The sequence below is a fragment of the Stenotrophomonas maltophilia group sp. Smal32 genome (genome assembly GCF_030237085.1).
Lineage (GTDB): Bacteria > Pseudomonadota > Gammaproteobacteria > Xanthomonadales > Xanthomonadaceae > Stenotrophomonas > Stenotrophomonas maltophilia_Q.
In genome coordinates this window covers 29566-44611 of record NZ_JASJSI010000033.1, presented here as the reverse complement: position 1 = coordinate 44611, position 15046 = coordinate 29566, and the positions used below count along the sequence as shown (strand labels likewise).

Sequence of the window (15046 nt, the reverse complement as noted above, 5' to 3'; positions counted from 1 at the left end):
TATTTGGGGTGGGGCGTGCGTTAATTGATTCTTTTTTCTTTTTTTAGGTTTGTGGGTGCGGCGCGCGCGGCGCCACCCCCGCACCAAATAAAACTACAACGCGCCGCCGGGGGGGCGGGGGGGGGGGGGGGGGTGGGGGGGGGGGGGGTCCCGACAATTACGGGGCGGGGGCCGCCGGCCCCCCCCCCCCCCCCCCCCCCCCCCCCCCCCCCCCCCCCCCACCCCGCCTTCGACAGTTGCCCGCGATCCGTCGGAACGGCGTTCTGCGTTGCTGTTGGTGGGTGTCGACCTTGGTCGACACGGTAGATCCACGCCATGCGTGGATGGAGTGGTGGGGGACGCTGTAATGAAAAGGATGGAACCAGAGGGTCAGAAGGGGTTCAGTGCCACCCGCTGAATGCGCGCGCTGGACGGGTAGACTGTGGCCCTTGCTCCCTTGAAATCCGGTTGCCCGATGTCCGCCAAACTCCGCTGGTTGCCCCTGTTGTGCCTGGCCCTGGCGGGCTGCAGCCAGCTGGAGAATCCGGGCAATGTGACTGCTGCCGACAAGGCGGCGCGGGCGCCGGCCAGCGATGGCGAGAACATGGTGTCGATCAATGCCGCCGATGCGCCGCCACCGCCGGCACCACCGCGCAGCCGGGCGGATCGGCCGTGGCCGCAGGCGCAGCTGGAGAATGGTCGCGCCTGGGTCAGCTGCGGCACCGAATATGCCGGCGATGCGGGCGACGGTGTCGAGCTGGAAGGCCTGCAGCGCGAGCAGATCGGCCAGGCGCTGGCGCCGTGTGCCGAGCGCGGCCTGATGCGCGTGCGCTACGCCGGCAAGATCAATCCGGGCTTCGCCGAGATGATGTGGCGGTTGGCCGTGGTTGCTGACGAACAGAAGATCCACAAGCGCATCCTCGACCTGGACTCCAGTGGCGGCCAGGTGGAATCGGCGATCGTCGCCGGCGACAGCATCGGTGAATCGGGCTGGACCATCTGGGTACGCGAAGGTTCGATCTGCCACAGCGCCTGCGTGTTCGTGCTGGCCGCCGGTGACAACCGCCTGCTGTCGGGCAAGGTCGGCATCCATCGCATGATGCGCATCAGTTCCAAGGCCACCTCGCGCGCGGAACTCAACCGCGAGCTGCACGAGGTCTACGACAACGTGAAGGACTACCTGCAGCGCAACGGCGTGGCGGTGGGCGTAGCCGACCTGATGATGACCGTGCCCAACCGCAGCCTGCGCCTGTTGACCCCGGACGAGCTGCGCCAGTACGGCCTGGATGGCACCAACGCGGTGCAGGACGATCTGGAACGGATCAAGCAGATGCGGGCCTGCGGCGATGATTTCGTGCAGCGCAAGGATGCGTTCCTGATCGCTTTCGACCAGCAGTGCAAGCGCGAAGGCGCCGACATGGAATCGATCAACAGCTGCGGCCAGGCGCTGAAGCAGCGCTTCGGGTTCCCGGATGCGGTGTGCCCGGAAGAAAGCCCGCTGTCGGAGATCGACGTGGCGACGCTGCCACCGGCACCGTCGGAGCCGTCGCCGGTGGCCGAACAGGCGCCGGCAGACACCGGCACGCCTGCCGCGCAGGCCGATGCCGCCGCGGTGGAAGGCAGCGCCAACGCGCGCTGACGGACAGATCACCGCGCTGGCGTAGACTGCGGTTCTTTCCCGAGAACCGGCGGTGTCCATGAAGCGCGTGCTCCTGCTGCTGTCCCTGCTGCCCCTGACCGCGTTGGCGCAGGTTCCTGCGCCGAGCACGCCTGCACCGGCACCGGCGCGGCCTGCACCGGCATCGCCAGCGGCTGCGAAACCGGCCACCGCAGGCGCTCCGGCGTTGACCGCTGCGCAGCAGGCGCAGGTGCAGAAGCAGGACGCTGAAATGGGCGCGGCGGCGGTGAAGGCCGCGCAGCTGGTTGATGCCAACCGCGCTGGCGAATTGTGGGATGGCGCCTCTGCCGTCGCGCGCCGTGCGGTGCCGAAGGCCGCCTTCGTCAGCCAGTTGACCACCGAACGCGCGCGCCTGGGGGCGCTGGCCGGGCGTGGCCAGCCGACCATCACCCGGGTCAAGTACAGCGCCGGTGCCGCCGTGCCGGAAGGGCTGTACATCAACGTCAGTTTCCCGACCCGTTTCGCCAACAGCGCGCAGCCGGTGCGCGAGCTGGTCTCGTTCCGGTTCGACGAAGACCAGGTGTGGCGCCTGGCCGGCTACAGCCTGCGCGCGTCGGCGCGATGAGGATATGATCGATGGCAACTGAACTGACGATGCTGGCCTGGTCGGTGCTGCTGGGTTTTGTCTACATCTTCGCCACCTCCACCGTGGGCACCCGCGAACGGGGAATGAAGTGGAATGCCTCGGCACGGGATGGCGATGCGAAGCCGCTCAGCGCGCTGGCCGGTCGCCTGCAGCGGGCCCAGGCCAACTTCCTGGAGACGTTCCCGTTCTTCGCCGCCGCGGCGATCGCGGTCGTGCTGGCCGGGCGCGGCAACGACACCACCGCGCTGGCCGCGCAGGCCTACTTCTGGGCGCGCGTGGTCTACCTGCCGTTGTATGCCGCAGGCGTGCCCTACGTGCGCAGCCTGGTGTGGCTGGTGTCGCTGCTATCGATCCTGGCGCTGGTGTTCGCGCTGTTGTGACCCGGGCCTGATCCAGATCAAGGCCGCTCAGGTGCGCGGCGCTATGCTGGCGCGGACTGAATCAACGGCAGGAGGCGCGCATGCGCAGGATGGACGTGGTGGTGGTCGGTGCCGGGCCGGCAGGCCTGTGCTTCGCGCGCGCGCTGGCCGGCAGCGGCCTGCAGGTCGGGCTGGTCGACGTCCAGCCGCGTCAGGCCTTGGCCGAGGCCGCCTTCGATGGCCGCGAGATCGCGCTGACCCACGCCTCGCGGCAGAGCATGGAGCAACTGGGGCTGTGGCAGCGCCTGCCGCACGCCGAAGTTGCCGAACTGCGCGATGCCAGGGTGATGAATGGTGGCTCGCCGTTCGCGCTGACCTTCGCCAGCAGCCAGGTCGATGGCCAGCCGCTGGGTTGGCTGGTACCCAACCATCTGATCCGCCGCGCCGCGTGGGATGCGGTGCAGGGCCAGGACCGCCTGGAGCTGTTCGACGGGCGCAAGGTGCTGGGCGTGCAGGCCGACGCGCAGGGCCACGTGGTCAAGCTCGATGACGGCAGCCAGTTGCATGCGCGCCTGCTGGTTGCCGCCGACAGCCGCTTCTCCGCCACCCGCCGCATGCTCGGCATCGGCGCGCAGATGCGCGACTTCGGCAAGTCGATGCTGGTCTGCCGCATGCAGGTTGAGCGCGATCATCACCACACCGCGTGGGAGTGGTTCGGTTACGGCCGCACCATGGCGCTGCTGCCGCTCAACGAGGGCCAGGCATCGGCGGTGATCACGCTGCCGCCGCGGCAGATCGAGGAGCTGCTGGCGATGGACGAAGTGGCCTTTGGTGAGGCCGTCAGTGCTTGCTTTGAACACCGCTTGGGCCGGATGCAGCCGGTGGCCACGCCGCAGGCGTATCCGTTGATGGGGGTGTACGCCCACCGCTTCGTCGGCGAGCGTTCAGCGCTGGTCGGCGATGCCGCGGTGGGCATGCACCCGGTCACTGCACATGGCTTCAACCTGGGCCTGGCCAGCGCGCAGCGGCTGGCGCAGGGCATCGTCGCGCAGCAGCGACGCGGTGCCGATATCGCCGCCGCGGGCATGCTGGCCAGCTACCAGCGCGGTCATCGGCTGGCGTCGCGGCCGCTGTACGAGGCCACCAACGCGATCGCCAGCCTGTACACCGACGACCGCCGCCCGGCGCGCCTGCTGCGGGCGGCCGGTCTGCGTCTGGCGCAGGGCGTGGCTCCGTTCAGGCAGCTGATCGCCTCGCACCTGACCCAGCGCGTGGCCTGAACCCGTTCAGATCAGCCGGCGGCCAGCACCCGGATCTGGCTGTCGGCGAATTCCACCACCTGGCCTGCGCGGATCTTGCAGGCCTTGCGCAGTTCAACTTCGCCATCGACCCGTACCTGGCCGTCACCGATGACCATCTTGGCTTCGCCGCCACTGGTGACCAGGTCGGCCAGCTTCAGCAGCTGCTTGAGTTCGACGTAGTCACCGTCGAGGTCGAATTCGAGAATCTGCATGGAACGGGTTTCCTGGGAAGGGGCGCGAGCCAGCGGCCGGGCCGGGGACGAGGGCGCGTATTGTGCGCCAGCGCGGGGCATGACGGCACGCGCACGGCAAGCTGTACGCCTCGTTCAGCATCAATGCGGTATCATTCCACTCTGAGCGAGTGAAATCTCCTCCGACCGAGCAGCGCCAGGGCACGCGATAAGAAGGGCGCCCAAAGCGCGGACCATCACCTTTTTGTCGCACTGCCAGGAAGACGGCAGTGCCTTCGGAGTTCCCCATGTCCCAAGATTCCCAAGCGCCGCTGCAGTTTGCGCAGCTCGGCCTGTCCGAGCCCGTGATGCAGGCGGTCACCGCCATTGGCTATGAAACCCCGTCGCCGATCCAGGCTGCCACCATCCCGGCGATGCTGGAAGGCCGCGACGTGCTGGGCCAGGCCCAGACCGGCACCGGCAAGACCGCAGCGTTCGCACTGCCGGTACTGTCCAACATCGACCTGCAGCAGATCAAGCCGCAGGCCCTGATCCTGGCGCCGACGCGCGAACTGGCCATCCAGGTTGCCGAGGCGTTCCAGTCCTATTCGTCGAAGATTCCGGGCTTCCGCGTGCTGCCGGTGTACGGCGGCCAGCCGTACGGCCAGCAGCTGTCGGCCCTGCGCCGTGGTGTGCACATCGTGGTCGGTACCCCCGGCCGCGTGATCGACCACCTGGACCGCAGCACCCTGGACCTGTCCGAGCTGAAAACCCTGGTGCTGGACGAAGCCGATGAAATGCTGCGCATGGGCTTCATCGACGACGTCGAAGCCGTGCTGAAGAAGCTGCCGGAGCAGCGCCAGGTGGCCCTGTTCTCGGCCACCATGCCGCCGCAGATCCGCCGCATCGCGCAGACCTACCTGCAGGACCCGGTGGAAGTGACCATCGCGGCCAAGACCACCACCTCGGCCAACATCCGCCAGCGTTACTGGTGGGTGAGCGGCATGCACAAGCTGGATGCGCTGACCCGCATCCTGGAAGTGGAGCCGTTCGACGCGATGATCATCTTCGCGCGTACCAAGGCCGGCACCGAAGAGCTGGCCAGCAAGCTGCAGGCCCGTGGCCTGGCCGCTGCCGCCATCAACGGTGACATGCAGCAGGCCCAGCGTGAGCGCACCATCGCCATGCTGAAGGAAGGCAAGCTGGACATCCTGGTCGCCACCGACGTGGCCGCGCGCGGCCTGGACGTGGAGCGCATCAGCCACGTGCTGAACTACGACATCCCGTACGACACCGAAAGCTACGTGCACCGCATCGGCCGTACCGGCCGTGCCGGCCGCAGCGGTGAGGCGATCCTGTTCGCCACCCCGCGCGAGAAGGGGATGCTGCGCCAGATCGAGCGCGCCACCCGCCAGCCGATCGAAGAGATGCAGTTGCCGAGCGTGGAAGCGGTCAACGACACCCGCATCAACAAGTTCACCTCGCGCATCACCGAAACCCTGGGTGCCGGTGGCCTGGACTTCTACCGCCAGCTGCTGGAGCGCTTCGAGAACGAGCAGAACGTGCCGGCCATCGAAGTGGCCGCCGCGCTGGCGAAGATGCTGCAGGGCGATACCCCGTTCCTGCTGCAGCCGCCGGTGCGTGCCCCGCGTGAAGAGCGCGCGCCGCGCGAGCGCTTCGACCGTGGCGACCGCCCGGAACGCGGCGATCGCTTCGACCGCAACGAGCGTGGCCCGCGTTTCGAGCGCGGCCCGCGCCGTGACGACGCCGAAGGTGGTTTCGAGCAGCGTCCGCGCCGCGAGGTTCCGCCGCGTGGTGCACCGGAGCAGGGCATGGAGACCTACCGCATTTCGGTGGGCCACCAGCATGGCGTGAAGCCGGCCAACATCGTCGGCGCCATCGCCAACGAAGCCGGCCTGGAAAGCCGTTTCATCGGCCGCATCGACATCCACGACGACTTCTCGCTGCTGGACCTGCCGGCGCAGATGCCGCCGGACGTGCTGTCGCACCTGCAGAAGGTGTGGGTGTCCGGCCAACAGCTGCAGATGCGTGCGCTGGCCCCGGGTGAAGACACCAACCCGGCCCCGCGTCCGTTCAAGCCGCGCTTCGACAAGCGTGGTCCGGGCGGCCCGGGTGGCCCGCGTCGTGGTGGTCCGGGTGGTCCGGGTGGCCACGGCGGCGACCGCGGCGGTGACCGCGACAGCCGCCCGCCGCGTCGTGACGGCTTCAAGCCGCGCGGTCCGCGCAGCTACTGAGCCGTAACGCAGCCATGACAACGCCAGCCTTCGGGCTGGCGTTGTGCGTTATGGGGCTGGAAAAGGGGACGGAGGGGATTAAGTCGTGAATGGCTGGCCGGGGCGCTTATGCCGAAAACGAGTTAATCCCCTCCGTCCCCTTTTCGCATGGCCAACACATTCCCGGTCCTAGGCTGAGCCGGTTCCAAAGGAGGTTGTCACCGCATCACATTCGGGGGGATCCGGGATGGGTAGGAGTGGCACTGACCAACAGAGCCGGCGGGTGCCGATGACCCGTGGCCTGGGACTGCGGTTTGCGTTGTTGACGGGCATGGCGATTGGACTGGTCGCACTGTCCGCCTTGATCCAGGAACTGCAGGCGGCTTCCACCGCCTGGATTGCCGGCCAGGGGTACTGGTCGCGGGGGCAGCAGGATGCGACCGCCGCACTCAGCCGCTACCTGGCGCGTGGTGATGCCCAGGACCTGGACGATGCGCGCCGGGCCCTGCAGGTGCCCATGGGGGATCTGCAGGCGCGGCTGGCACTGGAGCAGGCCGAGCCGGACGAGGCCAAGGCCCGGCAGGGATTCCTGCGGGGCGGCAACGCGCCCGCCGATATTCCACGACTGGTGTTCTCGTTCCGGTATGCACGCGACATCGGTGCATTCCGTGAAGCGACCGCCCTGTGGCGGCAGACCGATGGCGACCTGATGGCCGTGCAGCGGCTGGTGGATGAGCTGCAGCAGCGGCATGGCCAAGGCGTGCTGCCGGTCGCTGCGCGTGACCGCTACCTTCAACAGCTGCGTGATCTCGACCGTCGCCTGCAGGTGCAGGCGCAGGCGTTCTCGCAGGCATTGCTGCGCATGGCCACCCTGGTGCGCATCGCGACGCTGGTGGTGGGAGGACTGTCGGTGCTGGCGATCAGCCTGATGGCGGTGGCCCTCGCGCGCCGGGTAGGCAAGGACCTGACCGAACACGAGAGCCGCTTCCGCGCGGCGTTCTACCAGGCCAACGTCGGCATGCTCAAGCTTGACACCGAGGGCAGGGTGGTCGAAGCCAACCAGGCGATGGCCGATATCCTCGATTACCGGCGTGAGGTGCTGCTGCAGATGTCGCTCGGCGATCTGCTGATGGAAGGCGAGCTGGTCATCGACGGCGTTGGCCGCATCGACTGGGACCGCCAGCTGCGGCCGAGCGAACTGCGCTTCTGCCGCCGTGACGGCAGCCTGGTCTGGGGGCGCTGGAGCGGTACCGGGGTGCGCAGTGCCGGCGGTGGCCTGTCGGTGTTCGCGATCATCGAGGATGTCAGCCAGAACCATGCACTTGCACGCGAGATCGAGCACCACGCCAGCCATGATCCGTTGACCGGCCTGATCAACCGTCGCGAGATCGAACGCCTGCTGGAACGCGCGCTGCTGCAGGTGCGCAGCGATGGTGGAACGCATGCGCTGTGCTACATCAATCTTGACCACTTCAAGCTGGTCAACGACAGTTTCGGCCACGCCGCCGGCGACCAGATGCTGCGCAGCTTTGCCGACTACCTGGTGGCTGCGGTGCGTGATGGCGACTGGGTCGGGCGACTTGGCGCCGATGAGTTCGCGGTGTTCCTTGCCCATGCCAGCCAGGACGAAGCCAAGCGGGTGCTGCAGCGGGTGATCCGCAATCTGGGGCAGGCGACCTTCCCCATCAGTGAAGGCAGTCCGCAGCTGAGCTGCAGCATCGGCGTGGTCGAAGTCAGCGCCGACGCACCCGATGTGAACTGGCTGATGAGCGCTGCCGACAGTGCCTGCTATGCCGCCAAGCAGGCCGGCCGCAACCGCGTGCACTGCTTCAACGAGAACCGCATGGCACTGGAGGAGCGGCGGCAGGAGGCCGAGCGCCTGCAGGGTGTCAGCCTGGCGATGGCCGAGAACCGGATGCTGCTGTATGCGCAGCGCATCGCCCGGGTTGGCGATCCGTCCTACCTGCACTACGAAGTGCTGGTGCGCATGCGGGGCACCGACGGCAGCCTGCACCTGCCCGGACAGTTCATGCCCGCGGTGGAGCGCTATGGCATGGCGGTAGCGCTGGACCGGCATGTGCTCGGACTGCTGTTCCGCCACCTGCAGGTCTGCCCGGTGCATGTCCGCCAGTTGGGGCTGTGCAACGTCAATGTATCTGCCCAGTCGATTGCCGAACCGGGTTTCCTTGCCTTCGTCTGCGACCTGCTTGAACGCAACCGTGCGCTGGCTTCCAAGCTGTGTTTCGAGATCACCGAGACCGCAGCGATCAGCAACCTCAGCCAGGCCCGTGCGTTCATCGATGCGGTCAAGGCGCGGGGCTGCCGGATGGCACTGGACGACTTCGGCTCCGGCCTGTCTTCTTTCGGCTACCTGCGCCAGTTGCCGGCGGATATCCTGAAGATCGACGGCGCCTTCGTGCGGGACATGGATACTGACCCGGTCAGCCACGCCACGGTGCGTGCGATCAGCGAGCTCGGGCGCGAGCTGCAGATGGAAGTGGTGGCGTAGTGGGTGGAGACTGCCGAGGTCGCCGGTGCGCTGACCCGGCTTGGCGTACAGGGCCTGCAGGGCTACGCGATCGAGCGCCCGCAGCCGCTGGAACGGATGACCCTCGCGGACCTGAGGCCGTTCCGGCTGGTGGCCGTGAAGGGGCCGCCCAGCGCTGGCTGAACCGCGGGCGCCGACTTTGGTCTACACATGCGCGGCGTGCCCGGCTGCGATAATGCGCGCCAGGGGCGACGCGCAGTGGGCGCGGACGTAAGCAGGAACAGGACGTGGCGTGGGCGGCAGGCAGTGGCGGTATGGAACAGGAGCGGTGCTGGCCGTCCTGATGGTGTGGTTGGCGTTGCCGTGGCCGCTTCAGGCTGCAGAGGCCGTGTCGGGCCGTGATTATCTTCTGGTCGGCGGCGCGACCGACGAGCCGACGCCGCACCGTGCGTGCACGCCGCAGATGCTGTCCGGCGCCCGCCAGCAGGCCGAGGTGCCCGCACCGCCCGCTGGCTGGTCGGGGGAACCGCAGGCACTGGATGTGTTCAACGTCTTTGCCGGTGAAGTGCGCGTCCAGCATGGCGACCGCGAAATCTGCGGCGACATGCATGATGCACGTACCCGCGATTCGCGTTTCCGTGCTGGTATCGGCATGGTGGCCGTACCACCGGCCGGCAGCCACGAGCCCTTCCTGGTTTCCTGGCAGACGCCGCTGAAAACACGCTGGGTACCGACCCTGCGGCTGGGCGCGCCCAGCCCGGTGCAGCAGAACGATACCGCGCGCCTGCTGGTACGTGCCGCCTGCATCGCGGTGGCGATCGCGCTGGCGCTGTCGGCGCTGATGGCGTTCCTGACCACGCGCGACCGCAGCTTCCTGGTCTATATCGCCTGCACCACCGTGCTGGTGTTGTGGCAGGCCGTCCTCGGTGGGCTCAGTGGCTACCCGGAACCCTGGTTGCCGGTGGGGGAGCATGGCGCGAAGTGGCTGCTGTCGTTGACCGCGGCCTCGCAGGCGCTGGTGCTGCCAGCGCTGTGGCGGCTGAACGGAGGCGACCGCGTGCTGCCTCGATCACGCCCGGCGCAGCTGCTGGTGTTGTGGACCCTGATGGCGCTGGCCGCGCTGGTGCCGTGGCTGCGCTGGGAGCATCTGGCCTGGGTCGCACAGGGCCTGCAGGTGTCCTATCTGTCCGGGTGTGGCCTGGCACTGCTGGTCGGCATATGGGCGCGCTGGCGCGGAGACCGTTGGGCGCAGGCGGGCCTGGCTGCACTTGCACCGATGCTGGTGCTGATCATCGCCGATGCCTGTGGTGGGGAGTGGCTGCTGGAATACCGGGTGGAAGCGTTGCAGCTGGCGGTGACCTGGCTGCTGATGATGGCGGCCTATGCCCTGAACCAGCGGCTTGGCCGCTTGCGCCAGCAGCGTGACGAGCTGCGCCAGCTGGCCGAGACCGATGGCCTGACCGGCCTGCCCAACCGTCGTGCCGGCCTGCAGCAGCTGGCGCGGCATCTGGAGCGTGTCAACCGCGAGGGCGGGCCGTTGGTGATCGGCTTCCTCGACATCGACCTATTCAAGGATATCAACGACCGTCATGGCCACGCGGTTGGCGACCAGGTGCTGGTGGCCGTTGCGCGGGCCCTGCGTACGGCGGTGCGCAGCCAGGACGAAGTGGTGCGGATGGGCGGCGAGGAGTTCCTGCTGCTGATGCCGGGCATGCCGCGTGAGGCGGCATCGGCGCGGCTGGACCGCCTTCGCCAGCGCATCACCGAGGCTGGCCAGGCGCTGCAGGTAGCGGGGCTGGAGGTGACCGCCAGCATCGGCCTGGCACAGTGGCGGCCGGGCGAGGATGACCTGGCGGCACTGCTGCGGCGGGCCGACCATGCCATGTACGTGGCCAAGCGCGCCGGCCGCAACCGTGTATTCGACGGTGAAGAGCTCGATCCGCCCGGCCCGGCATGAGGCGCAGCGGGCGGCGATGCCGGATAATAGGGCGATGACCACCCGACTCAACAAACACATCGCCGACACCGGCTTCTGCTCCCGCCGCGAGGCCGATCGCCTGATCGCCGCCCGCCGCGTCACCGTCAACGGCCACCCGGCCGGCACCGGTGCGGTGGTGGGGGAAGAAGACCAGGTGCTGGTCGACGGCCAGCCGCTGCGCGCCCGCGTCGCCCGCAAGCCCGGCACCCGCCGCCACGTCTACATCGCGCTGAACAAGCCGGTCGGCGTCACCTGCACCACCGAAACATCGGTCAAGGGCAACATCGTCGACTTCGTCGGCCACGAACAGCGCATCTTCCCGATCGGCCGCCTGGACAAGGAGTCCGAAGGCCTGATCCTGATGACCAGCAACGGCGACATCGTCAACCAGATCCTGCGCGCCGAGAACGGCCACCAGAAGGAATACCTGGTGGCGGTGAACAAGCCGGTGACCGATGAGTTCCTGCGCGGCATGGCCCGCGGCGTGCGCATCCACGACCAGATGACCCTGCCGTGCAAGACCTCGCGCATCGCCAAGTTCGGTTTCCGCATCACCCTGCAGCAGGGCCTGAACCGGCAGATCCGACTGATGGCCGCTGAGTTCGGCTATCGCGTGACCCAGCTGCGCCGTGTGCGCATCGACAACATCAAGATCGGCGCGCTGAAGCCGGGCCAGTGGCGCAACCTGACCGAGCAGGAGCTGCAGGGCCTGCTGCCGAAGCAGCTGGACTGGTAAACCACGCCTGTAGGGCCGAGCCATGCTCGGCCGCCATTTGCCGGATGCAGCCGGGCATGGGCCCGGCTCTGCATAAGCTAGACTTCGCGGTGACCTGCCGGAACGTGACGCTGCATGATCAAGCCCGACAAGCCTGCCAATGAAGCCCTTCGGCTTGAGGCGCTGTACCGCTACCGCATCCTGGATTCGGAGCGCGAAAAATCCTTCGACGACCTGGTGGTGATCGCCAAGGCGGTCTGCGGCACCTCGATGGCGGCGGTGACCCTGATCGATGTCGAACGGCAATGGTTCAAGTCGATCCAGGGCATCGATGCGGCGGAGAACCTGCGCAGCGAATCGATGTGCGGCCACGCCATCCTGCAGCCGCAGGAAATCATGGTGGTCGAGGACGCGCTGCAGGACATCCGCTTCCACGACAATCCGGTGGTGACCGGCGATCCGCACATCCGCTTCTATGCCGGTGCGCCGCTGATCAGTTCCGATGGCCTGCCGCTGGGCACGCTATGCGTGTTCGACGCGCATCCGCAGCACCTGGCCAGCGACAAGGCCGAAGCGCTGGCCGCACTGTCGCGGCAGGTGATGCTGGTGATGGAACTGCGCCGCTTCGCGCTGGACATCCAGAAGCACATGCTGGAGCGCGACGATTACGAGCGCCTGCTGTCGGAATACCAGGACGTGCTGCTGGCCCAGAACGCCGACCTGACCGAACAGAGCCGCACCGACGCCTTGACCGGCCTGCCCAACCGTCGTGCGATGGCGGCCGCACTGGAAGAGGCGGTGGCCGGCAATCCACCCAGTGTGGCCTGCGTGGCGCTGCTGGACATCGACCACTTCAAGCACATCAACGACTTCCAGGGCCACGCCACCGGCGACCGCGTGCTGGCCGAGCTGGGCGCACTGCTGCGCTCGCACTTCGCCGGCCGCGGCATGGCCGCGCGCTATGGCGGCGAGGAGTTCGTGGCGGTGATGCCGGCAACCGACCTGCGCACTGCCGAACTGCAGTGCGAGTTCCTGCGCCTGGCCGTGGCTGACCTGCCATTGGGGTTCCCGGTGACGATCAGCATCGGCATCGCCCAGCACCAGCCCGGTGAGAGCGTGGATGACACGCTGGCACGTGCCGACAAGGCGCTATACCGGGCCAAGGGCAATGGCCGCAACCGGGTGGAACTGGCAGGCTGAAGCCCTGCATGCCGTAGATCCACGCCATGCGTGGATGCTTTTGCCGATTGGATCACGCCGTGTCGCGGCCTGTGCGATTGCGCCCAACGAAAATGCCGCTCCTGTTCCCACGGACGCCGACCATGCTGCAGACCCTGGCCATCGCCCACTATCGCTCGCTGCATGGGCTGGTGCTGCCGCTGCAGCAGTTGAATGTGGTGACCGGCGACAATGGCAGTGGCAAGTCCAGCCTGTACCGCGCGCTGCGCCTGCTGGCGGAGACCGCACAGGGCGGCGTCGCGGCCGTGCTGGCCCGCGAAGGTGGGCTGGGTTCGGCGCTGTGGGCGGGCCCGGAAAAAATAGACCGTCGGGTTGCTGCCGGCGAAATCCCCTTGCAGGGCGGCCCACGCCAGGAATCGGTGGGATTGAAGCTGGGCTTCACCACCGACGAATTCGGCTATGCCATCGATCTCGGTTATCCGCCGCCCAGTCGCTCGGCGTTTGCGCTGGATCCGCAGATCAAGGCGGAGGCGATCTGGGCCGGGCCGTTCCTGCGCAGCGCCAACCTGCTGGTCGACCGACGTGGGGCGGTGGTGCGGCGGCGCCATGCGCGCGGCTGGGATCTGGTCGATGACCGGTTGTCACTGTTCGACAGCCTGTTCACCCAGGTCGGCGATCCGCAACGCATGCCGGAAACGATCACCTTGCGCGAGTACATCCGTTGCTGGCGCTTCTACGACCATTTCCGCAGCGATGCCGATGCCCCGGCGCGGCAGCCGGCGATGGCCACGCGCACGCCGGTGTTGCATCACGATGGCCGGGATCTGGCGGCGGCCTGGGTGACCATCCTCGAGATCGGTGACCCCCTTGCGTTGGCACGCAGCGTCGACGATGCGTTCCCGGACGCCACGGTGGGCTTTGAGGAGCTGGATGGACGCTTGGCGCTGCGCTTCCACCAACCCGGGTTGCTGCGGCCATTGTCGATGGCCGAACTCTCCGACGGCACGCTGCGCTTCCTGCTGCTGGCGGCGGCGCTGCACACGCCACGCCCGCCGCCGCTGCTGGTGCTCAATGAGCCGGAGACCAGCCTGCACCCGGACCTCCTGCCGGCGCTGGCGCGGCTGATCATCGCGGCCAGTGCGCGCAGCCAGGTATGGGTGGTGTCGCACGCCAGCCGCCTGATCGCGGCGCTGGAACAGGCGCCGGGGTGCCATTCGCTGCATCTGTACAAGGAGCAGGGCCGCACGCTGCTGAGCGGGCAGGGCCTGCTGGATGCCCCTGCATGGCACTGGCCGCAGCGCTGACCGATTGATCCGCACGCCGCTCGTCGCTGCGTTGCTGCGTTCAGTAGATCCACGCCATGCGTGGATGCACTCAATCGGCGATGTTGCGCGCCTCGGCAGTGCCAAGGATTTCCGGATGCTGCACCGGCTTGCGGCGGTTCAGCAGCGGATGCAGGAACACGGCGCCGACGATGATCGCCACGCCCAGGTAGAACCACGGGGTGACCTCGTGCTGCTCGCGCAGCAGCACCACCGCCAGCAGCACCGCATAGACCGGTTCCAGGTTGGTCACCAGCTGCACCGTATAGGCGCTCAGGTGGCGCAACGCGACCAGTGCCAGGGCAAACGGCAGCAGCGTGCAGAACCCGGCCAGCACCAGCAGCAGGATGCCGTCGTGCAGATTCGGGACCACCCACAGTGGGCTGGCCAGCGCTGGCAGCAGGTAGGGCATCAGCGGCGCCAGCAGCGTCAGGGTGAGGGTGCCGGCACCCAGCTCCAGCGCGGTGACCGTGAGCGGATCCGCATGACTGACCATGCGCTTGTTGAGCGAGCCGAACACCGCCACCAGCAGCGCCGAGATCGCGCCGATCAAGACACCCAGGCGCATGCCATCGGGCACGCCACCGACCACCAGCGCGACACCCGGCAGCACCGCCAGGCCGAACGCCAGCTCACGCAGCTGGAATGGCCGCTTGGCCACCCACGGTTCGATGATCGACGTGAACACCGGCGCCAGCGCGATGCAGGTGGCAGCCACCGAGGCATTGGCCAGCTTCACCGCGCCGTAGAACGTCAGCCAGTGCAGGGCGACCAGCGCGCCGATGCCGGCGTAGCCCGCCACCAGCCGCAGGGGCAGGGTGCGCAACCCGCGCCAGACCCGCGGCAGCAGGGCCAGCATCGCCGTCACCAGCAACATGCGCCACCACACCAGCGGCAGTGCGGGCAGGGTGATCAGCTTGCCGAGGATGGCAGTGACGCCCCACAGCAGGACACAGAAATGGATCTGCCACAGCGCTTTGCGGGTGTCGGATGTGCTCATCCGCTTATTGTGCGGCAATCGCGCGGCCGCCGGCGATGCCTGTGGCATGCTCGCGGA

The 15046-nt window shown here is 67.9% G+C and carries 11 protein-coding genes and 1 pseudogene; 10 read left to right on the top strand and 2 right to left on the bottom strand.

Annotated elements, in window-relative coordinates; genetic code table 11:
- Positions 1–454: 454 nt before the first annotated feature.
- The 4 genes from QRO91_RS10440 to ubiM all read left to right on the top strand — a co-directional run bounded on the left by QRO91_RS10440 (position 455) and on the right by ubiM (position 3882).
- Positions 455–1618 (top strand): hypothetical protein, encoded by a 1164-nt coding sequence (locus QRO91_RS10440; RefSeq protein WP_049432186.1) that lies wholly within the window; start codon positions 455–457, stop codon positions 1616–1618.
- 58 nt (positions 1619–1676) lie between these two features.
- Positions 1677–2222: a DUF4019 domain-containing protein gene (locus QRO91_RS10435; protein ID WP_197620380.1), complete on the top strand. Its 546-nt coding sequence runs from the start codon at positions 1677–1679 to the stop codon at positions 2220–2222.
- Positions 2223–2233: 11 nt separating this feature from the next.
- On the top strand, positions 2234–2623 hold the full coding sequence (locus QRO91_RS10430) for an MAPEG family protein (protein ID WP_197620379.1): 390 nt from the start codon (positions 2234–2236) through the stop codon (positions 2621–2623).
- An 80-nt stretch (positions 2624–2703) separates the two neighbouring features.
- Positions 2704–3882 carry a 5-demethoxyubiquinol-8 5-hydroxylase UbiM gene (ubiM, locus tag QRO91_RS10425; protein WP_197650178.1) on the top strand — a complete coding sequence of 393 codons (1179 nt, stop codon included), beginning with the start codon at positions 2704–2706 and terminating at the stop codon, positions 3880–3882.
- A gap of 11 nt (positions 3883–3893) precedes the next feature.
- Here ubiM and QRO91_RS10420 read toward each other — a convergent pair whose 3' ends face one another.
- Positions 3894–4115 (bottom strand): RNA-binding S4 domain-containing protein, encoded by a 222-nt coding sequence (locus tag QRO91_RS10420; RefSeq protein WP_010486399.1) that lies wholly within the window; start codon positions 4113–4115, stop codon positions 3894–3896.
- Positions 4116–4381: 266 nt separating this feature from the next.
- Between QRO91_RS10420 and QRO91_RS10415 the strand changes: the two genes are divergently transcribed.
- The 6 genes and pseudogenes from QRO91_RS10415 to QRO91_RS10385 all read left to right on the top strand — a co-directional run bounded on the left by QRO91_RS10415 (position 4382) and on the right by QRO91_RS10385 (position 13971).
- Positions 4382–6328 carry a DEAD/DEAH box helicase gene (locus QRO91_RS10415; RefSeq protein WP_049432175.1) on the top strand — a complete coding sequence of 649 codons (1947 nt, stop codon included), beginning with the start codon at positions 4382–4384 and terminating at the stop codon, positions 6326–6328.
- Positions 6329–6554: 226 nt separating this feature from the next.
- A pseudogene (locus tag QRO91_RS10410) lies at positions 6555–8978 on the top strand (putative bifunctional diguanylate cyclase/phosphodiesterase).
- Positions 8979–9087: 109 nt separating this feature from the next.
- On the top strand, positions 9088–10752 hold the full coding sequence (locus tag QRO91_RS10400; protein ID WP_197620376.1) for a diguanylate cyclase: 1665 nt from the start codon (positions 9088–9090) through the stop codon (positions 10750–10752).
- A gap of 34 nt (positions 10753–10786) precedes the next feature.
- Positions 10787–11509, top strand: a complete 723-nt coding sequence (locus QRO91_RS10395) for a pseudouridine synthase (RefSeq protein ID WP_012510490.1) — start codon at positions 10787–10789, stop codon at positions 11507–11509.
- A 114-nt stretch (positions 11510–11623) separates the two neighbouring features.
- Positions 11624–12688, top strand: coding sequence for a sensor domain-containing diguanylate cyclase (locus QRO91_RS10390; protein WP_049426649.1), 1065 nt, complete (start codon positions 11624–11626; stop codon positions 12686–12688).
- Between the two features lie 122 nt (positions 12689–12810).
- A complete protein-coding gene (locus tag QRO91_RS10385; RefSeq protein ID WP_197620375.1) occupies positions 12811–13971 on the top strand; it encodes an AAA family ATPase in 1161 nt (386 codons plus the stop codon).
- A gap of 70 nt (positions 13972–14041) precedes the next feature.
- On the opposite strand, the gene QRO91_RS10380 is transcribed toward QRO91_RS10385, so the two are convergent.
- Positions 14042–14989, bottom strand: a complete 948-nt coding sequence (locus QRO91_RS10380; RefSeq protein ID WP_049426647.1) for a DMT family transporter — start codon at positions 14987–14989, stop codon at positions 14042–14044.
- Positions 14990–15046: the final 57 nt, after the last annotated feature.

Bases quoted from the DNA above. Each gene is read 5' to 3' on its own strand.
- QRO91_RS10440 (WP_049432186.1), top strand. From the start codon at position 455: ATGTCCGCCAAACTCCGCTGGTTGCCCCTGTTGTGCCTGGCCCTGGCG.
- QRO91_RS10435 (WP_197620380.1), top strand. From the start codon at position 1,677: ATGAAGCGCGTGCTCCTGCTGCTGTCCCTGCTGCCCCTGACCGCGTTG.
- QRO91_RS10430 (WP_197620379.1), top strand. From the start codon at position 2,234: ATGGCAACTGAACTGACGATGCTGGCCTGGTCGGTGCTGCTGGGTTTT.
- ubiM (WP_197650178.1), top strand. From the start codon at position 2,704: ATGCGCAGGATGGACGTGGTGGTGGTCGGTGCCGGGCCGGCAGGCCTG.
- QRO91_RS10420 (WP_010486399.1), bottom strand. From the start codon at position 4,115: ATGCAGATTCTCGAATTCGACCTCGACGGTGACTACGTCGAACTCAAG.
- QRO91_RS10415 (WP_049432175.1), top strand. From the start codon at position 4,382: ATGTCCCAAGATTCCCAAGCGCCGCTGCAGTTTGCGCAGCTCGGCCTG.
- QRO91_RS10395 (WP_012510490.1), top strand. From the start codon at position 10,787: ATGACCACCCGACTCAACAAACACATCGCCGACACCGGCTTCTGCTCC.
- QRO91_RS10390 (WP_049426649.1), top strand. From the start codon at position 11,624: ATGATCAAGCCCGACAAGCCTGCCAATGAAGCCCTTCGGCTTGAGGCG.
- QRO91_RS10385 (WP_197620375.1), top strand. From the start codon at position 12,811: ATGCTGCAGACCCTGGCCATCGCCCACTATCGCTCGCTGCATGGGCTG.
- QRO91_RS10380 (WP_049426647.1), bottom strand. From the start codon at position 14,989: ATGAGCACATCCGACACCCGCAAAGCGCTGTGGCAGATCCATTTCTGT.